Annotated in this window: 24 protein-coding genes and 2 pseudogenes; 16 read left to right on the top strand and 10 right to left on the bottom strand. The window is 70.8% G+C overall.

What is annotated here, in order from left to right; translation table 11 throughout:
• Together B277_RS14110 and B277_RS14105 are read left to right on the top strand one after the other, a co-directional pair.
• Positions 1–451, top strand: a 451-nt coding sequence (locus tag B277_RS14110; protein WP_007929442.1) for a DUF305 domain-containing protein, incomplete at its 5' end; no start/stop codon positions are given.
• A 197-nt stretch (positions 452–648) separates the two neighbouring features.
• A complete protein-coding gene (locus B277_RS14105; RefSeq protein WP_157986916.1) occupies positions 649–1,086 on the top strand; it encodes a DUF411 domain-containing protein in 438 nt (145 codons plus the stop codon).
• A gap of 770 nt (positions 1,087–1,856) precedes the next feature.
• Here the strand turns inward: B277_RS14105 and B277_RS14100 are convergent.
• A complete protein-coding gene (locus B277_RS14100; RefSeq protein ID WP_040881704.1) occupies positions 1,857–2,798 on the bottom strand; it encodes a GlxA family transcriptional regulator in 942 nt (313 codons plus the stop codon).
• A 107-nt stretch (positions 2,799–2,905) separates the two neighbouring features.
• Between B277_RS14100 and B277_RS14095 the strand changes: the two genes are divergently transcribed.
• From B277_RS14095 to B277_RS14070, 7 genes and pseudogenes are all read left to right on the top strand, one after another.
• The gene (locus tag B277_RS14095; protein ID WP_007929439.1) at positions 2,906–3,217 is read left to right on the top strand and encodes a putative quinol monooxygenase; all 312 of its coding nucleotides are present in this window, start codon (positions 2,906–2,908) and stop codon (positions 3,215–3,217) included.
• A 448-nt stretch (positions 3,218–3,665) separates the two neighbouring features.
• Positions 3,666–4,832 (top strand): glutathione-independent formaldehyde dehydrogenase, encoded by a 1,167-nt coding sequence (locus B277_RS14090; protein ID WP_040881699.1) that lies wholly within the window; start codon positions 3,666–3,668, stop codon positions 4,830–4,832.
• 1 nt (position 4,833) lies between these two features.
• Positions 4,834–5,394 carry a type 1 glutamine amidotransferase domain-containing protein gene (locus tag B277_RS14085; protein ID WP_007929437.1) on the top strand — a complete coding sequence of 187 codons (561 nt, stop codon included), beginning with the start codon at positions 4,834–4,836 and terminating at the stop codon, positions 5,392–5,394.
• Between the two features lie 5 nt (positions 5,395–5,399).
• On the top strand, positions 5,400–5,702 hold the full coding sequence (locus B277_RS14080) for a putative quinol monooxygenase (protein WP_007929436.1): 303 nt from the start codon (positions 5,400–5,402) through the stop codon (positions 5,700–5,702).
• 141 nt (positions 5,703–5,843) lie between these two features.
• Positions 5,844–6,974 carry an NAD(P)/FAD-dependent oxidoreductase gene (locus B277_RS14075; RefSeq protein ID WP_192899843.1) on the top strand — a complete coding sequence of 377 codons (1,131 nt, stop codon included), beginning with the start codon at positions 5,844–5,846 and terminating at the stop codon, positions 6,972–6,974.
• A 67-nt stretch (positions 6,975–7,041) separates the two neighbouring features.
• Positions 7,042–7,158, top strand: a pseudogene (locus B277_RS19600) (LuxR C-terminal-related transcriptional regulator); the annotation flags it as partial.
• 34 nt (positions 7,159–7,192) lie between these two features.
• The gene (locus B277_RS14070) at positions 7,193–7,531 is read left to right on the top strand and encodes a TraR/DksA family transcriptional regulator (RefSeq protein ID WP_007929433.1); all 339 of its coding nucleotides are present in this window, start codon (positions 7,193–7,195) and stop codon (positions 7,529–7,531) included.
• 74 nt (positions 7,532–7,605) lie between these two features.
• On the opposite strand, the pseudogene B277_RS14065 reads toward B277_RS14070, so the two are convergent.
• Positions 7,606–8,352: pseudogene (locus B277_RS14065) on the bottom strand (aldo/keto reductase); the annotation flags it as partial.
• A 52-nt stretch (positions 8,353–8,404) separates the two neighbouring features.
• On the bottom strand, positions 8,405–10,495 hold the full coding sequence (locus B277_RS14060; protein WP_007929431.1) for a heavy metal translocating P-type ATPase: 2,091 nt from the start codon (positions 10,493–10,495) through the stop codon (positions 8,405–8,407).
• A 141-nt stretch (positions 10,496–10,636) separates the two neighbouring features.
• Between B277_RS14060 and B277_RS14055 the strand changes: the two genes are divergently transcribed.
• Positions 10,637–13,921 (top strand): DEAD/DEAH box helicase, encoded by a 3,285-nt coding sequence (locus tag B277_RS14055; RefSeq protein ID WP_007929430.1) that lies wholly within the window; start codon positions 10,637–10,639, stop codon positions 13,919–13,921.
• Positions 13,922–14,054: 133 nt separating this feature from the next.
• On the opposite strand, the gene B277_RS14050 is transcribed toward B277_RS14055, so the two are convergent.
• Entirely contained in the window at positions 14,055–14,396 is a 342-nt protein-coding gene (locus B277_RS14050; RefSeq protein ID WP_007929428.1) for a DUF2200 domain-containing protein, read from the bottom strand.
• 336 nt (positions 14,397–14,732) lie between these two features.
• Here B277_RS14050 and B277_RS14045 point away from each other — a divergent pair, with 336 nt between their 5' ends.
• Both B277_RS14045 and B277_RS14040 read left to right on the top strand, forming a co-directional pair.
• Positions 14,733–15,341 (top strand): TetR/AcrR family transcriptional regulator, encoded by a 609-nt coding sequence (locus B277_RS14045; RefSeq protein ID WP_007929426.1) that lies wholly within the window; start codon positions 14,733–14,735, stop codon positions 15,339–15,341.
• Entirely contained in the window at positions 15,338–16,885 is a 1,548-nt protein-coding gene (locus tag B277_RS14040) for an MFS transporter (RefSeq protein WP_007929419.1), read from the top strand. The genes B277_RS14045 and B277_RS14040 overlap by 4 nt, the downstream gene beginning before the upstream one ends.
• A gap of 13 nt (positions 16,886–16,898) precedes the next feature.
• Here B277_RS14040 and B277_RS14035 read toward each other — a convergent pair whose 3' ends face one another.
• Together B277_RS14035 and B277_RS14030 are read right to left on the bottom strand one after the other, a co-directional pair.
• Complete coding sequence (locus tag B277_RS14035) at positions 16,899–17,819, bottom strand: hypothetical protein (RefSeq protein ID WP_007929415.1); 921 nt, start codon at positions 17,817–17,819, stop codon at positions 16,899–16,901.
• Complete coding sequence (locus B277_RS14030; protein ID WP_007929413.1) at positions 17,816–18,346, bottom strand: hypothetical protein; 531 nt, start codon at positions 18,344–18,346, stop codon at positions 17,816–17,818. Before B277_RS14030 ends, B277_RS14035 begins: the two co-directional genes overlap by 4 nt.
• A 139-nt stretch (positions 18,347–18,485) precedes the next feature.
• Between B277_RS14030 and B277_RS14025 the strand changes: the two genes are divergently transcribed.
• Genes B277_RS14025 through B277_RS14010 form a run of 4 tightly spaced genes read left to right on the top strand, consistent with a single transcriptional unit; the run spans position 18,486 to position 21,901 of the window.
• Entirely contained in the window at positions 18,486–18,860 is a 375-nt protein-coding gene (locus tag B277_RS14025; protein WP_007929411.1) for a hypothetical protein, read from the top strand.
• A 25-nt stretch (positions 18,861–18,885) separates the two neighbouring features.
• Positions 18,886–19,659, top strand: a complete 774-nt coding sequence (locus B277_RS14020; protein WP_007929409.1) for a HEAT repeat domain-containing protein — start codon at positions 18,886–18,888, stop codon at positions 19,657–19,659.
• 30 nt (positions 19,660–19,689) lie between these two features.
• A complete protein-coding gene (locus B277_RS14015) occupies positions 19,690–21,582 on the top strand; it encodes an NHL repeat-containing protein (protein ID WP_007929408.1) in 1,893 nt (630 codons plus the stop codon).
• A 10-nt stretch (positions 21,583–21,592) separates the two neighbouring features.
• Positions 21,593–21,901: a GNAT family N-acetyltransferase gene (locus B277_RS14010; RefSeq protein ID WP_007929407.1), complete on the top strand. Its 309-nt coding sequence runs from the start codon at positions 21,593–21,595 to the stop codon at positions 21,899–21,901.
• A 3-nt stretch (positions 21,902–21,904) separates the two neighbouring features.
• Here the strand turns inward: B277_RS14010 and B277_RS14005 are convergent, their stop codons facing one another.
• The 4 genes from B277_RS14005 to B277_RS13990 form a co-directional block, all read right to left on the bottom strand.
• On the bottom strand, positions 21,905–23,314 hold the full coding sequence (locus B277_RS14005; protein WP_007929406.1) for a dihydrolipoyl dehydrogenase family protein: 1,410 nt from the start codon (positions 23,312–23,314) through the stop codon (positions 21,905–21,907).
• 43 nt (positions 23,315–23,357) lie between these two features.
• Complete coding sequence (locus tag B277_RS14000) at positions 23,358–23,777, bottom strand: ankyrin repeat domain-containing protein (protein ID WP_007929405.1); 420 nt, start codon at positions 23,775–23,777, stop codon at positions 23,358–23,360.
• Between the two features lie 19 nt (positions 23,778–23,796).
• A complete protein-coding gene (locus B277_RS13995; protein WP_007929404.1) occupies positions 23,797–24,774 on the bottom strand; it encodes an intradiol ring-cleavage dioxygenase in 978 nt (325 codons plus the stop codon).
• 105 nt (positions 24,775–24,879) lie between these two features.
• The coding region (locus B277_RS13990) for a winged helix DNA-binding domain-containing protein (RefSeq protein WP_007929403.1) at positions 24,880–25,704 on the bottom strand (825 nt) is incomplete at its 5' end.

Raw genomic sequence — 25,704 nt, 5'->3', positions numbered from 1 at the left:
AGGCATGATCATGCATCACCAGCAGGCCGTGGAGATGTCCGACATCATCCTCGACAAGTCCGGGGTCAACCCCGACGTGGTGGAGATGGCCAAGCAGATCAAGAAGGCCCAAGGGCCAGAGATCAAGGAGATGCAGACCTGGCTCAAGGACTGGGGTCAGGACGACTCCGGCCACAAGGGCCACGGTGGTGACTCCGGCTCCGGAGACGAGATGAGCCATGACGGCATGGTCAGCCCCGAGGACATCAAGAAGCTCAAGGCGGCCGACGGCGAACAAGCCTCCACGCTGTTCCTCGACCAGATGATCGAGCACCACCAAGGCGCCGTGAAGATGGCCAAGGACCACCGCCGGGACGGGGAGAACCCCGACGCGGTGGAGCTGTCCAAGAACGTCATCAGCGACCAGAACGCTGAGATCAAGGAGATGCGCACCATGCGCGACTCGCTCTGACTGCTCCCAACGGGCCCGGCCGGCTGTGCGCCGGCCGGGCCCCCCCACACATCGAAGGTCCTGATCCAATGTTCACCAGTTCACGCACCCCCCAACAGATCAGCCGGCGCACCCTCCTCCTGGCCAGCATCGGGTCGGCGTCCTTGCTGACCGCCTGCGCGGACGAGGGCCCGGCGCCCACCGCGAAAGAGACGTCGATGCCCGCGAAGGTCGCCGACTACGGAGTCGACCCGGAACAACTGGTGATGACTGTGTACAAGGATGCCTCCTGCGGGTGCTGCGGCGGATGGGTCGCCCACGCCGAAGACAACGGGTTCACCATCACCACCGAGCACCCCGAAGCCCTCCACGAGGTCTGGGAACGCCATGACATCGCCTTGGACATGCAGTCCTGCCACCTGTCGCTCACCTCCGACGGAGACGTCTTCGTCGGACACGTCCCGGCACGATTCGTCCTGAAGTACCTAGCCGACCCACCGAAGGGCGCACGCGGCCTGAGCGTGCCAGCCATGCCTGTCGGGACGCCCGGCATGGAGCAGGAAGCCGAGTTCGACCCCTACAAGGTCATGCTGCTCACCGACGGCGAACCAAAGGTCTTCGCCGATGTGAGGAAGGCATCACAACAGCGGGTCTGACTTCCGACCGAAGGTGGCTCAGGAGGAAACAGTCAACGTCCCGCAACCACTCCTAGGTCGGGGTGGGCATGCCCACCAGGCAACCGTGATGGAGCCGAACGGCCGACGAAGTTGGGCAGGGCTGCGGAGGCCTACTTTGCACAGCCGTGCCATCAGGGGCGGTCTGTCCAAAGCGGGACGCGTGTCGTGGGCAATCTGCGCTGCTTCTCGACATCTAGTGTCGAAATGCAGCGAAGACTGCAGAGAGGGCCTTCGTTTGCAGCAAGAACCCAATGTTATGAGTTTGCATAATCTTCGCTTATGACTTCGGGTACGGAGCCCTGAATCGTGATGCCTCCGGGTTACCCCTCGCGGCATCAGCGAGCGAGGTATCCCGGCTCTTCCCCAGATGACGGTGTAGGTCGGCCGGGCGCGTCGGTCCGCAGATAGACGTCGAGATCTCCCGGCGAGGGAGGTTCCGACGCCATCCATCCGAAAGACCTCGACGTGACCGACGCTACCCCGCCGGCCGGCTTCGGCGGCCCTGACCTGACCGCCTTCGCGTCTTATCCCAATCGACTCTGATCGGGTCTGCTGATCCTCTCGACGAGAACGCAGCGACACCACAGCCACCCAACCCCGACCGTCCGGGAAGCCGGGACACGTCACACGGCCTGTGCGGCGGGCGTGTCGAGTGGGTCGTCCAGGGGCGACGCAGGAGCGTTGACGCGACGTGCTGAGAGGTGGTTCCAGTCGAGCACTAGCACACCGGCTACAGGCATGGCGAGAGGTCAGGAACGCCGTCGCTCCCTACGCAGGAGGGAGCGCAGAGTCTCGGCGTTCGCGTAGCCGACTCGTAGCGCGATCTCGGCGGAGGTGAGGTCCGTGGTTGCTGAGAGGTGCCGAGCTCGTTCGATGCGAAGCCGTTGGACGAAGCCGAGCGGAGTGAGGTTGAGCGCCGCACGGACTCGTCGTTCGAGGGTGCGCCGGCTGGTGCCAAGTGACTGCGCGACGAAGGCGACGTTGAACGGTTCGTCCAGGCGGGCGCGCACGAAGCGTTCGAACTCGACGACGATCGGGTCCTCGTGCCGGAGATGTTCGTAGGCGACGAAGGCCGCCTGCGACGGGCGCTCGTCGATGATGAGGAGCTTGGCGACATGTTGGGCCAGGTCGGGGCTGATCGATCGCACGAGTGAGAGCACGAGGTCGATGTGGGCGAACGCGGCGCCGGCGGTGACGAGGTTCCCGTCGGCCACGACCATGGTGTCGAGATCGAGGGCGACGGTTGGATAGCGCTTCAGGAACTCCGGCCCCAGGAACCAGCTGGTCGTCGCCCGCCGATGATGCATCCGTCCGGTCTCGGCGACAGCGAACACGCCGGTGCACGCCGCGGCGATCCGGGTGGTCGCCTCGTCGAGGCGCCCGAGCGAGGCGATGACCGAACGAGCATCTCGGCTCTGGAGGGCGTCGTTAGTAGCGGCGCCCGTAAGGGTTCCAAGCGCAGGGACGACGACCACGTCGAACTCTCCGGACTCCGACAGCGGGTGGTCCACCGACAGGGTCATCGATGCCGTCGTGGTCACTCGCCGTTTCGGTCCGAGGATGGCGAGTTCAATCGGGTCGATCCGCGGGTCGACATCGCCGCGGGCTCCGTCGGCCACCCGCACGATGTCGATGATCGACGCGATAGCCGAACCGAAGCAGCCGTCGATCGCGATCAGTCCGATACGCATGACGTAAACAATAGCAATACTGCCGTATACGCCACTCCCCACCGGCCCTCGCTCGTCATACGCTGAACTCGTCCCACGAAGAACCCCGATTTCAAGGAGAGTCCCTCATGTCCACACCCGCATCACTTCCGTATGCCTTCGTCGCCAAGATCGTCGCGGCCGATGGACAGCACGACGCGCTCGCCGATCTGCTCGCCGGCGCTGTCGCACTCGCCAACGAAGAAGTAGGAACGATTGTCTGGTTCGCGGTCAGGACCGACGCCGACACCTTCTGGATCTTCGATGCATTCCCCGACGAGGCCGCTCGCGACGCCCACGCCAACGGCGACATCGTCGCAGCCCTGATGGCCAACCAGCACCTCCTCGGCGCAGCACCCGAGATCCTGGCGGCCGACGTCCTCGCGTCCAAGCTCCCGTAGTCCGCCAACGCACGAGACGATCGCGCCCCGCCGAGCCGTCGCCAGGTCGCGACGCAACGCCATGCTGCGTAGCCGAGCGGTGCGAGGCCTATCGGCACACGGACAGGATGCCGGCCGCGAGCGTTCGGCCGGCGAGGGGTCCGTCGCAGAGGAGAGCGACGTCGGTGTCGGGCAGAGCCGTGAGGCCAGCGCATCGCGCGACCACCAGAACCGAACAGCCCCTGACCTGCATTTCCGCAGGTCAGGGGCTGTTCGCCGTGGCCGAACTATGCGATCTCGGCGACCACGACGACGGCGAGCACCATCGCGACCGCGGGGGCATGACGTGCCGCCGCCGCGGACAATCCAGATCATGTCGGGTTCGGTGACACGCGCTTGACTCGGCCGTGACGCACTGTGAGTGTGAAGGAGTCAGAAGTTCACCACGCACCACAATTGGAGACTCGCCATGAAGGCTGTTGTCTATCAGGGGCCCAGAGATGTCGCGGTCACGGATGTTCCGGACGCGAAGATCGAGCGCCCCACCGATGTGCTGGTCAGGATGACAACGACCAATATCTGCGGCTCGGACCTGCACATGTACGAGGGACGGACCTCCTTCGAGGAGGGCCGCACCTTCGGCCACGAAAACATGGGGGAGGTGGTAGAGATCGGTAAGGGCGTCGAGAAGGTCCAGGTCGGCGACCGGGTCGTGCTGCCCTTCAACATCTCGTGCGGATTCTGCAAGAACTGCGAGCGCGGGCTCACGAACTACTGCCTCACCACCCAGCCTGACCCGTCTGCCGCCGGTGCGGCCTACGGTTTTGCAGAGATGGGCCCGTACGGCGGCGGCCAGGCCGAGCTGCTCCGGGTGCCCTTCGGCGACCACAACGCACTGCGCCTGGGCGAGGACGCGGAGGAGAAGGAGAATGACTACGTCATGCTCTCCGACATCTTCCCCACCGGTTACCACGCCACCGAGATGGCTGGCGTGATCCCGGGCGACAGTGTCGTGATCGCTGGAGCCGGTCCGGTGGGTCTGATGGCTGCGCTGTCCGCGACGATCAAGGGCGCCGCGAAGGTCATGGTGGTCGATCGCCACCCCGACCGGCTCGCGCTGGCCGAGCAGATCGGAGCGATCGCCATCGACGACTCCAAGACCGACCCCGTGCAGGCTGTGCTGGACGAGACCATGGGGCTCGGAGCCGACCGTGGCTGCGAGTGCGTGGGCTACCAGGCCCACGACCCGCAGGGGAACGAAGACCCGGCTGCCACCTTGAACATGCTCATCAACTCGGTGCGTTTTACCGGCGGGATCGGCACCGTCGGCGTGTTCGTCCCCGAGGACCCGGGGGCCAAGGGCGAATTGGCCAAGCAGGGCAAGGCGGCCATCGACTTCGGCACCCACTGGTTCAAGGGACAGACCATGGGCAACGGTCAGTGCCCGGTCAAGAGGTACAACCGCCGGCTGCGTGACCTGATCGCGGCTGACAAGGCGAAGCCGTCCTGGATCGTCTCCCACGAGATCTCGCTGGACCAGGCCGCCGACGCCTACAGGAACTTCGACTCCAGGTCCGAGGGCTGGACCAAGGTCGTCATCAAGCCGGGTATGTCCGACGGAAAGAAGGCAAACTGACATGGCAGCAAATCTGCAGGGCAAGAGAGTCGCGATCCTCGCCGCGGACGGGGTCGAGCGCGTCGAACTCGAGCAACCCCGCGAGGTTCTGGACAAGGCCGGCGCTCGGACCGAGGTCCTCTCGCTCGATGAGGGCGAGATCCAGGCCCGCGAAAACGACCTGGACCCGGCGGGGACGTTCGGCGTCGACGGGCTGGTGGCTGAGGCCTCGGTGGCCGACTACGACGCCTTGGTGCTTCCGGGCGGCACGGTGAACCCCGACCAGCTCCGGGTCGACAAGGACGCTGTCGCCTTCGTCCGGGACTTCGTCGAGAGCGGCAAGCCGGTGGCGGCGATCTGTCACGGACCGTGGACGTTGATCGAGGCGGGCGTGGCCACCGGTCGCACCCTGACGTCCTTCCCGAGCATCCGCACGGATCTGCGCAATGCCGGCGCGAACGTCGTTGACGAAGAGGTCGTGGTCGACAAGAACCTCATCACCAGCCGCTCGCCTGAGGACCTGCCGGCGTTCTCCGCGGCGATCGTGTCCCAGCTCGAGGGCACCACGACGAAGGAAGAGTAGCAGTCATGAGTGTGACCAAGGGACTGCTGGTCAGGTTCGACGCGCTGCCCGGCAAGGAGGACGACGTGAAGGAGTTCCTTGACAGCGGCCGTGCGCTTGTTGGGGAAGAGCCGGCGACCACTGCGTGGTTCGCGATCCGCCTCGGGCCCTCCTCCTTCGGGATCTTCGACGTGTTCCCCGACGACGCCGGACGTGACGCTCACCTGTCCGGTGCTGTTGCGGCAGCTCTCGGCGAAAACACCGGCACGTTGTTCTCCGAACCGACGATCGAGAAGCTCGACGTGTTGGGCTTCAAGCTTCCCGCCTGACACGACAAACCGGGATTACTGACCCCGACATGAGGGGCCGCTGCGCGCGGTGACTTCGGGCTGACACAGTCCGTTGACGTCGTGGCAGCGGCCCCTTCTCATGCGGCCTATCGCACATCCCTAACAGATCGAGGAACCGCGATGACAGGAACTGACAACGACGTTGCCACGACGCGTTCACCCGAGGTAGCAGTGATCGGGGGCGGGATCGTCGGTCTGTCGACGGCGTACGCGCTGCGGGAGCAGGGCGTTCCGGTCCGCTTGTACGAGGCCGGTGTGCCCGGCACGGGTCAGTCCGCAGGCGAGTCGCGGATCTTCCGGCACGCCCACGACGACCCGCGACTCGTCGCTCTCGCGCGCGAAAGCCGCGGCGTATGGGATGAGTGGGCCGAACACTTCGACGTCGAGCTGGTCTCATCAGATGGTGTCGTGGCGATCGGCGACAGCGCCCTGGCGCGGCTGCGGGTGCTCGACCAGGTCGGCGGCGTGGAAGCGCACGAGATCGATGCCGCCGAGCTCGCCCAGCGAATGCCGCTGCTCGCTGGGTACTCGGGGCCAGCGGTGCTCGACGAGTCGGGCGGCGCGATCCGCACCCGCACCGCGATCACGGCACTCGCGGGTGGCCTCGCAGATGCCGTCACCACCTCAGAGGTCATCTCCATCGATCCCCGTGCCGATGGGACGGTCGAGGTGCGCAGCGTCACCGACCGGGCTGTCTACTCCAAGGTCGTCGTGTGCGCCGGCCGCGAAACCGCCCGCCTGGCCCGCAGCGTCGGCCTGTCGCTGCCGGTTCGCCTTGCCGCACACGTCCGGCTGACCTTCGACGTGAAAGCCGCCGCCCCGGCACGAGTCGCGTGCCTGCAGGACAGCAGCGGCGTCTTCGGCGAAGTCGGCGTGTACGCGACCCCGCTACCGGGTAACAGCAGTTATTCGGTCGGACTCAGCGAAACCGTCGGCGTCCGCGACGACGGAACGTTCATCGACCCTGCGGCGATTCGATCGCTGGACGAGCGCGCACGCGAATACGTGACACGGGCGCTGCCCGGTCTCCACCCAGAGCCGCGCGATTTCCTTCACTGCTGGGTGACCGACCTCCCGTGGAGCGAGGACGGCGTGGCCGTGTGGGAGGCAGGCTCTGTCTTTTTTGTGGCCGGTCACAATCTGTTCAAGCAGGCACCTGCGCTGGGTCGCGCTCTTGCCCGGGCTGCGACCGGCGGCGGTCTCAGGGGCGAGCTCACGCCCGACGCGCGCCTCGGCGAAGCCCAGGACTAGTGGCCGTTGACCCACGGATGCGACGCCAGCGCTAGCTGGGGCGAGGTGGTGGAGTTGGTCCGCGGGCAGGGGCAAGGCCACCATCGCCCACGAGCTGATGATCAGCCTCAAGACCGTGCGCAACCACGTCTCCAACATCTTCGCCGAGCTCCACGTCTCCGACCGCTCCGCCGCCATCGGTTAACTGCCCGAAACGAGGGGGGTGCCATGATGCGTGGATGCCTGACCCACGGACACTTCTCGACGCAGAGCGAAGGGAGACCCTCGCTCGTCTCGCGACCCTCACCGGTGACTTCGATGCGCTCGTCGAGGCCAGCGAGGGGAGCAACGCCGACGACGAGCACGACCCGGAGGGGGCGACGATCGCCTTCGAGCGCTCGCAGGTCGATGCGCTCGCTCGGCAGGCGCGCGAGCACCTCCGCGAGATCGACGCTGCTCTGGCCCGCCTCGACGCAGGCGACTACGGCACCTGCGAGCGGTGCGGTCGCCCCATCTCGGCGGGTCGGCTCGAGGCGCGACCCACGGCGCGGACCTGCATCGATTGCGCTGCCCGCTGATCGCAGGTGGTGCGGATCAAGGACATCCCGTGCGCGAGCACGCGGGATGTCTGTGTCTTGGGCCAAGCGTCCCATCATGCCTCCGGGATCTCCCGGCCAAAGCTCTCCAGCGTGATGTCCTCCGGCTCGGGGCCACCGCGCTTGCCGGTGTCGAGGCCGTCGATGGCGGCCAGCTCGGTCTCGGAGAGCTCGATGTCGAAGACGTCGAAGTTCTCGGCGATCCGCGCGGGGGTCACGGACTTCGGGATGACCTGGCGGCCCTGCTGCAGGTGCCAGCCGAGCATGACCTGCGCGGGCGTCCTGCCGTGTGCGTCCGCGATCGAGCGGATCGTCTCGTTCTCGAGTGTGCTCGTGTGGCCGGAGTCGCGGTAGAAGGTGATGCCGCCGATCGGGGACCACGCCTGGCTGACGATCCCGAGCTCGTTGTTGCGGTCGAGCAGCGCCGACTGGCGGAAGTACGGGTGCACCTCGATCTGGTTGACGGCCGGCACGACCTCGGTCTCCGCGAGGAGCCGGTCGATGTGCTCGTGCATGAAGTTCGAGACGCCGATGGCGCGCACCCTGACGTCGGCGAGCAGCCGCTCCAGCGCTCGGTAGGCGCCGATCGTCGTGTCGAACTCGCCCGGCAGAGCCTGGTGCAGGACCAGCAGGTCGATCTGCTCGACGCCGAGCTTGCCGGCGCTCTTGTCGAAGGAGTGCAGCGTCTCGTCGTAGCCGTAGTCGCTGATCCAGATCTTCGTCTCGACGAAGACCTCGTCGCGGGCGAGACCGAAGCGGCGGATCGCCTCGCCGACCTCGCGCTCGTTGCCGTAGGCGGCGGCTCGGGCTGGCCACGGGTGTGGCGCTCAGCCGCGCAGCTTCGCCGCGCTCCGCTCAGCCGCGCAGCTTCGCCGCGCTCCGCTCGGGTGCCAGGTCCAGCCGCCGCAGCAGTTGCGCGTTGAGCGCGACGACGATCGTCGAGAGCGACATCAGGATCGCGCCGACGCTCATCGGCAGGACGAAGCCGATCGGGGCGAGCACGCCGGCGGCCAGCGGCACGGACAGCAGGTTGTAGCCGGCAGCCCACCAGAGGTTCTGCTTCATCTTGCGATAGGTCTCGCGCGAGAGGTCGATGACCGACAGGACCGAGCGCGGGTCGGAGCTGGCGAGCACGACTCCGGCAGAGCCGATCGCGACGTCGGTGCCCGCGCCGATCGCGAGGCCGACGTCGGCCTGCGCGAGGGCTGGGGCGTCGTTGACGCCGTCGCCGACCATGGCGACCTTCCTCCCTTCGTCCTGCAGCTGCGCGACCTGGGCCGCCTTGTCCTGCGGACGCACGCCGGCGAGGACGCGGTCGATGCCGAGCTCGGCGCCGACGGACTCGGCGACCGCCTGCGCGTCGCCGGTGATCATGACGACCTGGGCGCCGACGGCGTGCAGGGCGTCGACGGCTTCGCGGGACTCGGGGCGGATCTCGTCGGCGAGGCGCAGCGCCCCGATCACGTCGCCGTCGGCGAGGACGTGGAGGATGATCGAGCCCTCCTCCCGCCAGGCGTCGGCGACGGGCAACTCACCGAGAGAGTGCTGCTCGAGCAGGTAGGGGCCGCCGACCTCGACGGTCTCGCCGCCGACCTCGGCCCTGACCCCGACCGCCGGCGACGAGGTGAAGCCGCTCGCGGACGGCACCGTCAGCCCGCGGCGCTCGGCCGCGCCGACGATGGCCCGGGCGAGCGGGTGCTCGCTGTCGGCCTCGGCGGCCGCTGCCAGCGTGAGGACCTCCCCTTCGTCACGCCCGTGGGCCTCGATGCCGGTGACCGTGGGCTCGCCGCGCGTCAGCGTGCCGGTCTTGTCGAAGAGCACCGTGTCGACCGTGCGCATCGACTCCAGCGCGAGCCGGTCCTTGACGAGCACGCCTGCGCGAGCGGCGCGCTCGGTCGCGATCGAGACAACGAGCGGGATCGCCAGGCCGAGTGCGTGGGGGCAGGCGATGACGAGGACGGTGATCGTGCGCACGACCGCGTCGTCGGGCAGGCCGATGAGTGTCCAGACGAGTGCGGTGATGATCGCCGCGCCGAGGGCGAACCAAAAGAGCCAACCGGCCGCGGTGTCTGCGAGGCGCTGGGCCCGTGACGATGAGGACTGGGCGTCGGCGACGAGACTCTGGATGCCGGCGAGCATGGTCTCGTCGCCGGTCGCGCTCACCTCGACCCGCAGGCCGGAGTCGGTGGCGACGGTGCCCGCGACGACGGTGTCGCCGACCTCGCGCCGCACCGTGCGCGACTCGCCGGTGACCATCGACTCGTCGATGCTCGCCGATCCCTCGACGACCCGCCCATCGGCGGGGACGGACGCGCCGGGCCGGACCACGACGACGTCACCGACCGCGAGGGACGAAGGGGGGACCGTCACGATCTCGTCGCCCTCCACGCGCTCCGCCTCGTCGGGCAGCAGTGCGGCGAGCGAGTCGAGGGCGGAGGTCGTCTGGGCCAGGGAGCGCATCTCGATCCAGTGGCCCAGCAGCATGATGACGACGAGGAGCGCCAGCTCCCACCAGAAGCTCAGCTCGTGGTGCAGCAACTCGAGGCTCGCGCCCCACGACGAGACGAAGGCGACGGTGATCGCCAGCGCGATGAGCAGCATCATCCCGGGCCTGCGAGAGCGGATCTCGTCGACGGCGCCGGTGAGGAAGGGGCGTCCGCCCCACGCGTACATCACGGTGCCCACGAACGGTGCGATCCACGTCGTCCAGCCGTGGTGCGGCAGGTCGTAGCCGACGAGGTCGGCAAACATCGGGTCGAAGCCGACGACCGGGACGGCCAGCACGAGCATGATCCAGAAGAGTCGGCGGAACTGCGCGACGTGGTCGCCGTGCCCCGCGTGCCCACCGTGGTCGCCGTGCCCACCGTGCCCGGCATGGGTGTCGTGCTCGGCGTGCTCGTGGTGCAGGTCCTCGTGCACGTCATGGTCCGGTTGGTCGGTGCTCATGCCCAATGAGGATACCCCATGTGGGTATAGTCTCAGCTGGCGGTTGTCCACAGCCGGTGGTCGTCGTCGGGCAGTGACGGGGGAGCGGCCTACGGTGGGGACATGCCGATCCTCCCTTCGCCCTCGCAACGGGGCTGACCTGTGGTCTGGGACGTCGAGGACGCCGCGTGGGTGCGCGGGCTGAGCGATGTCGCCATCGTCGAGGCGACCGACCCGGGGTCCTTCGAGCGGGGCGTCGACTACGCCGAGAGCGGCATGGTGCAGCAGGTCGCCACGCTCAACCGTGGCCGCGTCCTCGTGGCCCGGGTGTCCGGCTCGGGGCGCGAGGCCTACCAGACGATCGTCTCCCTGCGCGGGGACCCGGCCGACGCCGTCGTCGAGTGGGGCGCGCGCTGCAGCTGCCCCGTGGCGCAAGACTGCAAGCACGCGGTGGCCGTCGTGCTCAGCGTCCGCGACGCTCTCGGGGGCATCCAGCAGGTCGAGCCGAGCCGACCGTGGGAGGACGCGCTGGCCTCCCTCACCACCGAGCCGCCACCGGAATCGCTGGACCAGGGGTCTCCCGTCGCGCTCGTCGTCGAGCGGGTCCAGTCACCGGTGCACACGTGGGGGCATGAGCGCGCACCACGCGTGCGGGTGCGTCCGACCCGCCGCACCAAGGCGGGCCACTGGGCGAAGAAGTACTCGTGGAGCGAGCTCCTCCAGCCCAACTACTTCAACGCGGCGGCGGTCCGCGAGGACCACCGCAGTGCTCTCACCTCCCTCTTCACCCTCCACGAGGCGCGCACCGGCGCCCGCCGCTACTCCTACGGGTCGGGCGGCGACGTCCACCTCGACGTGCTCGGGCCCGATGTCTGGACGGCACTGCGGCGGGTGCGCGACGCGGGCGTCGCGCTCATCGCGAGCGAGGCTGGCGATGAGGTCGAGCTGCTCGACGAGGCGGTCGACGTGGTCCTCGACGTGACGGCCGTCGACGAGGGGCTCCTGCTGCGCCCTTCGATCGACGGTGCCGGCCCGGACGCCGGTGATCTCCAGCTCGTCGGCGAGCCGGCGCACGGAGTCGTCTGGACCGAGGCGGGCGACGACGGCGAGCGGGTGCGGCTGGCGCCCTTCGGTGCGGATCTGACACCCGAGCTGGGTGAGCTGGTCGCCGGCCGTGACATCCTCGTGCCCGAGGCAGATGTCGAGCGCTTCGTCGCCCTCTTCCTCCCCCGGCTGCGGGAGCGGGTCACGGTGATCTCCTCCGACGACAGCGTCGACCTGCCGCAGCCCGAGCCGCCGCAGCTGTACGTCCACGTGCGTCGTGACGGCCACGGCGTGCTGCTCGACCTGGGCATCGCCTACACGGCGGGAGAGCACACCCATGTCGTCGGTGCCGACAAGCAGGGGTCGCTCCTTCGCGATCGGCGGGCCGAGCGCGCCCTGCTGGAGGGCCTCGAGGCGCTCGCCGACCTGCCGGGCGCGAGGATCCGGTCTCAGCACGGCTGGCGACTGCGCTCGCCGATGCGGCTCCACGGGCCCGCGGCGGTTCTCGCCCTCACCGAGGTCGTGCCGCGGCTCGACGACGACCCGCGCTGCATCGTGGTCGTCGACGACGACGTGTCGAGCTTCGAGGAGCTGGACGCCGAGCCCGATGTGTCCCTCCACCCGGCGAGTGACGACGGCGGCTCCGACTGGCTCGACCTGCACGTGCGCGTCACCGTCGGCGACGTCGAGGTCCCCTTCGAGCCGCTCTTCGCCGCGCTCGTCGCCGGCGACGAGATCATGCAGCTCGAGACCGGTGAGTGGTTCCGGCTCGGCCACCCGGTCCTCGACGACCTGCGGGCGCTCATCGAGGAGGCGCGGGCACTCGTCGAGCCGGAGGCGGGCGAGGTGCGGCTGAGCCGCTACCAGGTCGACCTCTTCGACGAGCTCGCGGCGATCGCCGACGTCGAGGTCGAGCGCGAGCACGTCTGGCGCTCAGGTGTCGAGACCCTCCGCGAGATCGACAGCCGCCCGGTGCCCGAAGCGCCGGCCTCCCTGCAGGCGACCCTGCGGCCCTACCAGCTCGAGGGCTATCACTGGCTGACCACGCTCTGGGACGCCGGTCTCGGGGGCGTCCTCGCCGACGACATGGGCCTGGGCAAGACCGTGCAGACCCTGGCACTGCTCGCCCGCGCCCACGAGGCGGGCGAGCTCGACCGGCCGGTGCTCGTCGTCGCCCCCACGAGCGTCGTCGGCACGTGGGCCAGCGAGGCCGCGAAGTTCGTCCCCGACCTCGTCGTGCGCACCCTGCCGCACACCCACCGCCGCCGCGACGAGTCCGTCGCCGAGGCGGTCGACGGCGCCCACCTCGTCGTCACCTCCTATGCGGTGCTGCGCATCGACTCCGCGGAGTTCGCCGAGGTCGGCTGGCGTGGCGTGATCCTCGACGAGGCGCAGTTCGTCAAGAACGACCGCTCCAAGACCCATCAGGCCCTGAGGAGGCTGTCCACCCCCTTCGTCCTCGCGGTGACCGGCACCCCGCTCGAGAACTCGCTCATGGACTTGTGGTCCCTCTTCGCGCTCGCCGCGCCCGGGCTCTACCCGCGGCGGGACCGCTTCGGCGACCTCTACCGCAAGCCCATCGAGTCCGGCGAGCAGCCCGAGCTCCTCGACCGGCTGCGCCGCCGGATCCGCCCGCTCATGCTGCGTCGGACCAAGGAGGAGGTGGCGATCGACCTGCCGCCCAAGCAGATTCAGGTTCTCCCGGTGGAGCTCTCCTCGACCCACCGGCGCATCTACGACCGACACCTGCAGCGCGAGCGCAAGCGGGTGCTCGGGCTGCTCGACGACCCCGACGCCAACCGCGTGGCGATCCTTGCCTCGCTGACTCGGCTGCGGCAGCTGAGCCTCGACCCCGGTCTCGTCGACGGCGAGCACCGCGGCCAGGGCATCTCGGCCAAGCTCGACGTGCTCGTCGAGCACCTGGGCGAGCTGGCTGTGGAGGGCCACCGTGCACTCGTCTTCAGCCAGTTCACGAGCTTCCTCGCGATCGTGCGCGAGCGGCTCGAGGGCGAGGGCATCACGACGAGCTATCTCGACGGGGCGACGACCGACCGCGCGAGCGTCATCGACGCATTCAAGCAGGGTGAGCAGACCGCCTTCCTCATCAGCCTCAAGGCCGGCGGTGTCGGCCTGACCCTCACCGAGGCCGACTACGTCTTCGTCCTCGACCCGTGGTGGAACCCCGCCGCCGAGGCGCAGGCCATCGACCGGGCCCACCGCATCGGGCAGGACAAGCCGGTCATGGTCTACCGCCTCGTGTCGACCGGCACGATCGAGGACAAGGTCGTCGAGCTGCAGGAGCGCAAGCGAGATCTCTTCCAGCGGGTCGTCGACGACGGCGGCGAGCTGTCCGGGGCGATCACCGCTGCCGACATCCGCGCCCTCCTCGAGCCCGACGGGTGAGCCACCCCCCTGCAGGGGCTCACCTGTCGGTGGGGGCACGAGATCGCCTCCGACGTCGGGGACCCACCAGTCCGTATTGTCCTCGGCAAATGCGCGCGGGGTCCGTATTTCCCTAGGGAAATACGGGGCAGGGTCAGGCGCGCAGCACCTTGTCCATCGCCTTGCCCTTGGCCAGCTCGTCGACGAGCTTGTCGAGGTAGCGGATCCGGCGCATCAGCGGGTCCTCGACCTCCTGCACCTTCACCCCGCACACCGATCCGGTGATGAGCTCGGAGGCCGGGTTGAGCTGCGCCTGGTCGAAGAAGTCCTCGAAGGTAGTCCCCTCGGCCAGGTGCCGCTCGAGCGCCGCCTGGTCATAGCCGGTGAGCCAGCAGATCACCTCGTCCAGCTCGTCGCGGGACCGCCCTTTGCGCTCGACCTTGGTCACGTAGTGCGGGTAGACGTCGGCGACGGCGGTCGTGAAGATCCGGTGCATGTGGCCAGCCTAGGTCGGGATCCGCAGGGCAGCGGTGGTGCCGACCGGGTGGCGCGGTCGGCGTGAGGGCGCCACGCGCAGCCCGTCTGCAGCTGGCAAGGCCGGGCGTCGGGGCACGGTGAGTCGATCCGCTGGGGCCGGGCGGAGAGCCCCTCGGCCGCACCGCGGTCGAGCTCCCCGGTGGCCACGTCGAGTCGCTGGGTCAGCCCGTCGAAGGTCACCTCGACCTCGAGCTCGTGGTCCTCGTCGGCGGCGACGAGCACCGGGGTGGCGTTTCCCCCCTTCGATCCTGTACACATGTACATGTACGGATGTACAACAACGAAGGGAGGGGCCGTGGGCTCCACGCAGGACCGGCCGGCACCCGGGCGGCGCGACCCCGAGGGGCGGCGCCGCGCGATCATCGATGCGGCCGCAGAGCTGATCGTCGAGGGCGGCGCCTCCTCGCTCACCCACCGCGCCGTCGCGGCCCGCGCCGGGGTCTCGCTCGGCTCGACGACGCAGTACTTCTCCTCCCTCGACGAGCTGCGCGAGCTGGCCCTGCAGTCGCTCTCCGACCTCATCGACGCGGGCCTGGCCGAGGTCGAGGCGCAGCTGCTGCCGCTCGACGACGCCCCCGAGCGACTGGCGCAGGAGATGCACGCCTTCCTCAGCGACGAGCGGGCGGTGCGCGCCGACCTCGAGCTCGTCCACTCCGGGCTCGGCGACGACCCGAGACTGCGCGAGCTCGCGCTGCGCTGGACCGACCGGCTCGTCGAGATCCTCGCCCGTCACCTCGACCCCTACGTCGCCGAGGCGATCGGCCTCTACCTCGACGGCGCCACCCTCCACGCCGGGCTGCACGACGAGCCCGTCTCCGCCGAGACCCTCGCCCGGGTCTTCCGCGCCCTCATGTCCGCCCCCACCACAACCACCACCACGACCGAAGGGAGTGACCCCCGATGACCACGACCCCCACCTCGACCGACACCTCCACCCAGGTGTCGACCCGCCGCGCCTGGGCGGCGGTCGCCGTCCTCAGCGCGAGCCTGCTCGTCATCACGATGGACATGACGATCCTCAACATCGCGCTGCCGGACATGGCGGCCGAGCTGCGACCCACGGCCAACCAGCAGCTGTGGATCGTCGACGTCTACTCCCTCGTCCTCGCCGGGCTCCTCGTCCCGTGGGCGGCGGTCGCCGACCGATGGGGCCGGCGGCGCATGCTGCTGCTCGGCTACGCGATCTTCCTCGTCAGCTCGCTGCTCGTCCTCGTCGCCGACACGGCCGAGGCGGTCATCGTCCTGCGCGCCCTGCTCGGCATCGGCGGCGCGATGATCATGCCCAACACGCTCTCGCTCATCCGGGTGATCTTCACCGACGCCGCCCAGCGAGCCACGGCGCTGAGCATCTGGGCGGCGGTCTCCGGTCTCGGGGCGGCGGTCGGGCCGCTGGTCGGTGGATTCCTCCTCGAGCACTTCTCCTGGCACGCGGCCTTCCTCGTCAACGTGCCGCTGATGGTGGCGGCGATCATCGCCGGCCTGGTCGTGCTGCCCGAGTCCCGGGTCGAGGGAGCCGGACGGTGGGACGTCACGGCCGCCGTGCTCGCCCTCGTCGGCATGGTCGCCTTCGTCTGGTCGGTGAAGTCCTTCGGCAAGGAGGCGAGCTTCACCCACCCGCCGGCCCTGCTGGCCCTGGCGATCGGCGTCGGCGCGCTCACCGTCTTCGTCCGCCGCTGCCTGCGCAGCGACTCCCCGCTGCTCGACGTCGGTCTCTTCCGCAGCCGGCCCTTCTCCGCCGGCATCATCGCGGCGCTCGGCACCACCTTCGCCATGCTCGCCGCCATGCTCCTGCTCACCCAGTGGTTGCAGCTCGTCGAGGGCGCCAGCCCCATCGAGTCCGGCATCAAGCTCATCCCCGTCGCGCTCGCCGGTGCGGTCGCCTCGCTCGCCGCGCCGCCGCTGGCGCGGGTCGTCGGGGCCCGGACCGTGCTCGCCTCGGGACTGGGGCTGGCCGGGATCGGTCTGCTCGCCGTCGGGCTGGGGCCCGACGAGGTGACCTACCCGCTCGTGCTCACCGCCATGCTGCTCGTCGGTGCCGGTACCGGGTCGCTCGCCATCGCCTCGGCGATGGTCATGATGGGCTCGCCCGAGGACAAGGCCGGCAACGCCGGCGCCCTCGAGGAGACCTCCTACGAGCTCGGCGGCACCCTCGGCGTCGCGGTCCTCGGCAGCGTCTCGGCGCTCGTCTACCGCACGCACCTGCAGGGCTCCGCGGCGCTCCAGCAGGCTGGGCCCGAGGCCGCCCGGCACGCCGAGGACTCCCTCGGCGCGGCCGTGGCGACCGCCGACGAGCTCGGTCTGCCCCGCCTGGCCGCCGACGCGGGCGAGGCCTTCACCGCCTCGCTCCAGGTCGCCGGCGTCGCCGGGGGCCTGCTCATGCTCGCCGTCGCCGCCACGGTCTTCGTCCTCACCCCGCGGGGGACCGACATCACCGGCGCCGCCCACTGAGCGGGGTCGGAGCCTACTTCGACGCCTCGAGCAGCCGCTCGAGCTCCTCCGGGGTCATCCCCTCGACGAACTCCGCGCCCTCCTCACGAGCGTCGACCTCGACGGGCTGCTCGAAGTACCGGTCGTACTGCTCCTGCGCCGCCTCCGGGTCCTCCTCCCAGTCCTCCTCGCTCGGGGCGGACTCGTAGTCGTCGAAGTTGTCCTCCCACTCCTGGACCTCCTCCGGCGTCATCCCGTGGTGGTACTCCGGGTCCTCCCACCACCAGAAGGTGTCGGCGTCGTCGATCGCCTGGTGCTGGGCCGCGTGCCGCATCTCGTGGTAGACGGTGTGCAGGATCATCGGGTCGTCGAGGATGTTGGGGTTGATGTAGACCTCGTTGGCAAACCACCAGTCCTCGAGCCAGGCGCCGTTGCCGCTCATGTCCTCGTCCCAGTTGATGTCCGGCATCCCCGTGCCGTAGTGCTCGGCGCGCTCCTTGATGATCTGCTCGACGATCGCGCGCCGCTCGTCCTCGCTGTAGCCCTCCCAGGCCTCGCGGACCTCGGGCGGCAGGTCGCCATACTCCTCGGGGTCGCGCGACTGCCCCTCGTCGGCTGCGCCTCCGGTGCCCGAGCCTCGGGGCGGTGGGCCCGCGGGAACGCCGCTGCCGCCGCCGGTCCCTGCGCTGCCGTCCTCCTGCTCGCCCGCATTGCGCTCGGCGGTCGAGGAGACCTCTTCGAGCGTGCGGGCGGCCCGCTCCAGCCCCTGGGCCGCCGCGGGCCAGTCCGACCCGATGAAGTGCTCGCAGTCGGGGCCGGACCACACCTCGGCGAGGACCCGGGATAAGGCGTGCCCGGACGTCACCAGCCCGTCGAGGTCGCTGCTCGACCGCTGCAGCGACCGGGCGATCTCGTGCAGGCGTGCGGCGTCGGCGCCGTGGCTGACGGGGCTCATCTGGCGCCCGCCGGGTCGAGGACGAACCACGTGACCTGCCCGTCGGGGCTCTCGTGGCGGTCGAGGACGCGCCCCTCCTCACGACGGGTCGACTGGCTGCCGACGCGGACCTTGCGGGTGCGCAGGATGTCGTACTCGTCGGCGACCCGCAGGACCGACCACGGGCGCTCGTGGGAGCCGTCGCCGGTGGCGAGCACGCTCGACACCGACAGCCGCGACATCCGGGCCTCGCGCTCGGAGGCGGCGTGCTCGCCGAGCGCCGCGAGCGCGAAGGACAGCAGCCGGTGCGCCGACGGGTTGAGCGCCGCACCGGGCATCTGCTCGGTGATGCCCGTGACGACGGCCACGTGGTCCCCGCGGCGCAGCAGCGGCGCCATCGCCGAGTGCAGCTCGAGGTCCGGGTCGAAGCTGCTCGAGCGGGTGACCGCCTTGCGCAGCGCGTGCAGTCGCTCCTCGTCAGGGTGTCGTACGTAGTCCCTGACGAGGTCGCCGAAGGTCTGCGCCCCGGCCTCGGTGTCGTGGTCCATGGTGTCTCCCGGTGGTCGTCGTCGCGTCCCAAACTAGGGCGCGCCGACCCCGCCTGCCCAGGGGAGCACTCCCCGCTGCGGCGGACCGGAGCGTCGGCGAAGATGGTCGTGCCCACCCCGCCGACAGGAGGCTCCCGTCATGTCTCGCACTCCCTTCGCCCTGGTCGCCGTCATGCTGCTGCTCGCCCTCACCGCGTGCGGCGGCGCCGAGCCGGACGAGGGCGGGACGAGCGGGTACCCCTTCCGCCTGCGCATCGAGCCCGGCGCCGGCGGCGACCCGGTCAAGCTCCTCGCCGTGGAGGGCCAGAGCGTGGACCTCGGCGCAGGTGACGAGCCGCACACCCTCACCGTCGAGACCGTCGAGGGGGACACGGCGACCGTCACGACGAGCGAGCCGGTGACCTCCGACGGTGCCGAGGTCTCCCACGTCACCGTGACGAAGGGAGAGCCCGTCACCTTCACCGCCGGTGACGAGCAGTGGACGGTGACGTACGAGGAGATGTCGGTCGAGTAGCGCCGAGCCGGTAGCGTCGGTCGACGTGAGCGGCACTCCCTTCGACCAGGCCCTGCAGGCGGCGCGGCACGACGACCCCTCGGTGCGGCAGCGCGCCGCGCTGTGGCTCGGCACCCACGCCGACGAGACGGTGGCCGCCGACCTCGTGCGACTGCTCGTCACCGAGCCGGACTTCTACGTCCGCGAGACCCTGACCTGGGCCGTCGTCACCCGGCACACCTCCACCTACCCGTTGCTCGTCCAGGCGCTGCGCGACGACTCCCTCGCCGAGGGGCCCGGCCGGGTCCAGGTGCTCCACGCCCTGAGCAAGATCCGCCGGCCCGAGTCGGTCGCCGAGATCCTCCCCCTGGCCGACGACGAGGACGACGCGGTCGCGGCCAAGGCGTGGTGGGCGCTGGGCCGCATCGGCACCCCGGGCGCCGTCACCGCACTCGTCGACGCCCTGGGGGTGGAGGAGGAGTTCCGTCGCCGCGAGCTGACCCGCGCCCTCGAGCAGGCCGGAGAGGCCGCGGTCGAGGGCCTCGCCGGCCGCCTGTCCGACCCCGACAGCTCCGTGCGCCGGCACGCCGCCGAGGCGCTCCTGGGTATCGGTGACCCCGCGGCCCGCCCGGCCGCCCCGGAGCTCTTCCACGTCGTGGCGACGGACGACAAGGAGGTCGTGCTGCCCGCCGTCGAGGCCCTCGCCGCCCTCGATCTGCCCGAGGTCGACGACGTGCTGCGTCGGCTGCGCGACGGCGACGACGCCTGGCTGTCGATCACCGCTGGATGGTTGCTCACGGACCGGTCCGGGACCGCCTGAGCCGCCTGGGCTCACGCTTCAATGGGGCGCATGCGCTCCCGGACCCGACTCCTCCAAGCCTTGATCGGCCTGCAGGCCCTGCTCGTGGCCTCGCCGATCGCGACGATCGACAACCTGCTCACCTCGCCGCGGGCCGTCGGGGCCCAGGGCCGGCGCGCAGACCTGCCGGCGACGATCGCGTCGGGCCTCCCCTTCGTCGTGGCGCTGCTGCCCGTCGCCATGGTGGCGGTGGCCGTCGCCCTGCACCGGCGCACCACCGGCTCCCGCCGGGCCGCCGCCGTCCTCTCGGTCGTCGCCCTCGTCGTGGCCCTCGCGCCCGGCCAGCGCGGCATGACCACGGCGGCCCCGATCGTCCACGGCATCCCGCTCGCGGTCGTCGCCGCGGCGACCCTCCTCGTGCTCTGGCGTTCGCGCGCCGAGAGGACCCGCGAGCTCGGCCGCTCCCGCGCCGGTCGGGTCACCGTCGTCCTGCTCACCGTCTGGGTCCTCGTGCTCGCCGCGCTCGGGGCGAGCAGTCGCGCGATCCCCGTGGGGCCGCTGTCGAGCGCCCTGAGCACCGAGCTCGACGTCGATCGGGTCACCCCGCAGGGCGAGCTCGCGGGCGAGCCCGCCGAGCAGTCACCGCAGCTCGCGCCCAACCCCGACAGCAACATCCACGGCGACGCCGCGATGACCGACACCTACACCGACCGCGACGTCCTCGACCCGCGGCAGGCCCGGGTCATCCGACGTCACCTCGGCGGGGTGTGCGCCTCGGTCCTGCGCGACGAGCACGAGCGCCTCGTCGCGGTCTGTGTCAACGCCACCCGCGTGACGCTCAACGTGCTCGACCCCGACACCCTCGACGTGCTGGCCCGCGAGCACGTGGCCGACCGCCCCTTCCGGGCCGACTTCGCGACGAACTTCGCGGGCGGCGGCTACGCCGTCCTCGACGCCGACCAGCGCGTCGTCCTGCCGACCTCCGACGGTCGGATCACTCGGTGGCGGGTCGCCGACGACGCGGGCGACCCGCAGATCGCGCCCGTGGACGAGTTCGACATCAGCGACGGTCTCGCCGACGGCGAGGGCATCAACTCCGCCGTGCCCGGCACCGACGGACGGATCTGGGTCGTCGGGCAGCTCGGCTCGGTCGGTCTCCTCGACCCCGAGACCGGGCGCGCCGGGTGGACCCGGTTCGAGGCGGCGGACATCGAAAACTCCTTCGCCGTCGGCGCCGACGGCCGGGCCTGGGTCGTCACCTCCCGCGAGCTCGTCGCCCTGAGCGGGGAGACCGGCACACCGCGCGTCGTCTGGGAGCAGACCTACGACGCGGGGTCGCGGCGCAAGCCGGGGCAGACGAGCCGGGCCTCGGGCACGACTCCCACGCTCATGGCCGGTGAGCGGCACGTGGCCATCACCGACAACGCCGACCCGCGCATGCACGTCGTCGTCTACGACACCTCCGCCGGGGCAGGGGACAAGGAGGTCTGCCGCGTGCCGGTCTTCGCGCCGGACCGCAGCGCCGGTGACAACTCGCTCATCGCCATCGGCCGGTCCCTCTTCGTCGAGAGCAACTACGGGTACAACCTCTTCGACGCGACCTTCGGCCGGTCGACCCAGCCGGGCCTGACGCGCATCGACGTCACCGACGACGGCTGCGAGGTCGTGTGGGCCAACGACGAGATCCGCATCCCGTCGACGGTCTCCAAGGGGACCTCGTCCGGAGTCATCGCGACGTACACCAAGGAGGAGTCGGCCGCCGGCATCGACGCCTGGTACTTCACCGCGGTCGACGCGACGACCGGCGAGATCATGTGGCGTCGCCTGGCGGGCACCGGCTCGATGGTCAACAACCACTACGCCGCGACGTACGTCGGCCCGGACGGCTCGATGCTCGTGGGCGTGACCGGTGGGCTCGTCGCCCTCGTGCCCGAGCAGCCCTAGGCTGGCGAGCGTGGCCGACGTGCAGATCACCCACCGCCCCGACGAGACCCGTTTCGTCGCCGAGGTCGACGGTGCCCCTGCAGGCTTCGCCGAGTACCAGCTGACCGACGACCTCTACGTCTTCACCCACACCGAGGTCGACCGAGCCCACGAGGGCCTGGGGGTTGGTGGGGCGCTCGCGCGCGCTGCCCTCGACCACGTGCGGGCCGAGGGTCGCCGACGCGTGCTGCCGGTCTGCCCCTTCATCGAGGGGTGGATGGCGCGCCACCCCGACTACGCCGACCTCCACTTCAGGTCCCGCTCGACTGCCACCGACTGACGGTCAGGGGCGGCGCAGCCCCACGGGGAGAGCCTCGAGCAGGCGGAGCCAGATCTCACTCGCATCGGGGAAGCTCGGCACCGCGTGCCGCAGCACGTGCACGGGCACGGCGCCGGTGATGGCGATGGTCGCGGCGTGCAGCAGCTGGCCGGCGTCCGTCCCGACGAAGGTCGCTCCGAGGACCAGCCCGGTCTCCCGGTCGACGACGAGCTTGGCCCGTCCGGGCGCGTCGTCGCGCAGCAGCGCCGCGCCGCCGACCTGGGCGAAGGGGACGTCGCTCACCTCGACGTCGTGGTCGGCCTCGCGGGCCTCGGCCTCGGTCATCCCGACCCGGGCCACCTGGGGATCGGTGAAGACGACCTGCGGCACGGGCGCGTGCGCGGGCGCGGGTAGGGGGTCACGGCCGGTCGCGGCGGCGGCGATCGCGTCCCCCAGGACGCGAGCCCGGTACTTGCCCCAGTGGGTCAGCGGTGGCTCGCCGCTGGCATCACCGACGACGTGCAGCCACGGCGGCAGGTGCCCTGCGAGCACATCGTCCGCCGTGAGCCCGACGGCGTCGAGCCCCACGTCGTCGAGCCGGGGGCGGCGTCCGGTCGCGACGAGCACCTCGTCGGCCTCGACCGAGCCGCTGTCGGTGGCGACGGTGACCGGGCCACCGTGGATGCGTCCGACACCGGTGTCCTTCGCCGCCTCGCGGTGACAGGCGGTGACCGACGTGGAGAGGCGCACGTCCACCCCCTTCGCCTGCAGGGCCCGGCCGACCGCGGTGCCGGCGACGTCCTCCTGCCCGGCGAGCAGGCGCTCCCCGCGCACGAGCATCGTCACCCGGCTGCCGAGCGCCGCCATCCAGGTTGCGGCCTCGACCGCGACGACCCCGCCGCCGACAACGACGAGGCGGTCGGGTACCTCGGTCACGGCGGTCGCGTCGCGTGATCCCCACGGGTGCACGTCGGCGAAGGGAGCGGGCACGACCGGCACGCTGCCGGTCGCGAGCACCACCGCGTGCCGCGCCCGCACCCGGACCGGCCCGTCGGCGCCGGTGACCTCGACCTCGCGCTCACCCACGAGTCGTCCGTGCCCGCGGACCGGTTCGATGCCCAGCCCCTCGGCCCAGTGCACCTGCCCGGAATCGTCGAAGCCGCCGACCCACTCGTCGCGGCGGGCGAGCAGCCCGGCCCGGTCGACCTCGGCGGTCGTCACGCCGGCCAGGTGCGCCGTCGTGTCGGCGACGGCCACGGGGCGCAGGAGCGCCTTGCTCGGGATGCACGCCCAGTAGGAGCACTCACCGCCGTAGAGCTCGCCCTCGACGAGGGCCGCGGTCAGGTCGGTGCCCTCGATGGCGTACTGGGCGATGTTTTCGCCGACGGGGCCGGCGCCGATGACGACGACGTCGTACTCGCGGATCTGCGTCATGGGTCTCTCCCGGGGGCGTGGGGCAGGTGGTGCCGGTGTCGTCTCAGCGGTCGGGGAGCAGGTCGGTGCGACCGAAGGCCTCGGCCGTCGCCCGCGCCGAGGGCGCTCCGGCGTCGAGGTCGGCGCCGCGCTCGAGCAGTGCGGCCACGACCTCGGCCTCACCCTTGAAGACCGCGCCGGCGAGGGGCGACTGACCGCGCGCGTTGAGGGCGTCGACGTCGGCGCCGCGACGGGCGAGCTCGCCCACCAGGCTCGCCTGCCCGTGGTACGCGGCGAGCATGAGCAGGGTGTTGCCCGCCTCGTCGGCCAGGTCGACCGGGGCACCGGCGTCGAGGTAGGGCACGAGGCCGTCCACGTCGCCGGTCCGCGCGAGGTCGAGCAGGCGGTGGGCGAGCGCGACCGCCTCGTCCTGCGGCTGGTCGGCCCCTGTGGCCCGGGCGTAGGCGTCGTCGACGTCGCTCATGCGCCCAGTCTGCCCGGCGTCACCCCTGCGAGGGCGGCTGACCGCCCGACGGCGGCTGACCGCCCTGGCCACCCGAGGGCGGCTGGCCGCCGCCACCGCCCATGCCGCCACCCACGCTGGGCTCGGTCGTCGTGTCGACGTGGACCGCCAGGCTGGCGGTGTACCCCTTCGAGACGCTCCCGGTGATCGTGGCCAGCTGCTGGTCGAGGCTGTCGGCGAAGATCCCGTCGTCCTCGACCGAGCCGACGCCCTCGAGGTTGCGGGTCGACCCGTCGTACTCGTCGCGGGCGTAGACCTGGGTGAGCATGTCCTGCGGGAAGGCGACCTGCGAGGTCGCGATGACGTTGTCGACGTCGGTCGCGGAGTCGACGTCGGGGTAGACCTCGAGGTGGATGTGCGGCCACCGACCGGAGTAGCAGCCCGGCACGATGGTCGTGAAGCTCACCCGGCCGTCGTCGTCGGCGACCTGCACCCCGCGCAGCCAGGTCTGGTCCTCGACGCCCTGGGTGTACATCGAGTAGCGGCCCTGCGCGTCGCAGTGCCAGATGTAGACGGCCGCCCCGGCGAAGGGAGCCCCCTGCGCCATGTCGGTGACGGTGAAGTCCATCGTCAGCGGGACGCCAACGACGCGGTCACCGCCGTCGAGGCTCGTCGTGATGTCCTGCCGGACGATGCCCGACTCGGAGAGGACGTTGACGTCGTCGACGGTGCCGTCGGCGGGGTAGGGGCCGTTGGTCTCCTCGGGGATCTCCGTCGACGAGCCGGCGCTGCTCGTCGCGGACCCCGAGGTGGCGCTGCTCGTCGACGAGCCCGATCCGTCGGCACCGCACGCGGCGAGCGCCGCCGAGCCGAGCCCGAGCCCGAGGACGCCGAGCGCCCGACGGCGCGTGAGCAGGGTCGCGACGTCAAATCCGGCGCCCTGGTCGACGAGCTCGTCGTCGGGGCGGGGGAGGGCCCGGCCCTCGTAGGTGGGGCGGGTGCGCTGCTGGCGGGTCATGGTCGGCTCCTGACGTGGTGGTCGCTGCACGAGCAACACTCGCGGCTCGCACCGTGGCGGTGCTGTGGGCTCCCTGTGGCCCTCCTGTGGCGGGTCGGGAGCCGATCAGGGCAGGGGCTCGCCCTTCATGAGGCGGGACGAGTAGACGTTGGTGATCCGCACCCCGTCGAGCATGGCGGTGAGCCGCGCCGCCTCGGCGGCGAGGGCGGACCTCCCTTCGCCGGAGAGGTCGGTGCCCGGGCACTCGACAACCGAGACGACCCCGTCGTCGTCCTGGACCCAGGCGCCGACGATCCGCCCCTGCCACCACGCGGTCGTGCCGCCGTTGCCATTGCTGTCGAAGAGCAGGTCGCGGTGGGCGGGGTCGAGGTACCAGTCGCGGTGCTTCCACCCCATCGTCGTCGGGTCGAGGGTCGGCAGCAGCGCGGCCCACGGCCCGACCTCGTCGACCGGGTCGAGGTCGTCCGGCAGGAGCCACCCGGTGCGGCCGCCCTCGAGGTCGACCTCGACCGCGCCGACGTCCTCGAGGGCGGTGCGGGTCGCTCCCTTCGTCGCGCCGAGCCACCACTGGACATCGTCGAGCGTGCCCGGGCCGTACTGCTCCAGCCACCGCCGGACGAGCTCGGCGTAGCCGGCCGCGAGGTCGGGGACGCTGGGCTCCTCCCCGAGCCACGGGGCCATGAGGGTCCACGCGGGCTTCGACAGGCGCCAGTGGCCGGCATTGGGCCCGCGGGTGATCCGCCCTTCGGCGCCGAGCCAGGTGAGCACGCGGGGTGCGAGGTTGAAGGTGCCGCCGTAGCGCTTGCCCTCGTCGACCGTGATGGCGCCGGTGAGCTCGGGCAGCTCGGCGCGCAGCGTGGCGGCCGTGAGCGCCTCGCCGCCGGCCAACCGCCGCTCGACCGCCGCGCCCGCGGTCGCGAGCCAGGCCTC

It is taken from the genome of Janibacter hoylei PVAS-1, assembly GCF_000297495.1.
Lineage (GTDB): Bacteria > Actinomycetota > Actinomycetes > Actinomycetales > Dermatophilaceae > Janibacter > Janibacter hoylei.
The sequence above is the reverse complement of the archived record's forward strand: the minus strand, read 5'-3'. Positions and strand labels throughout refer to the sequence as shown.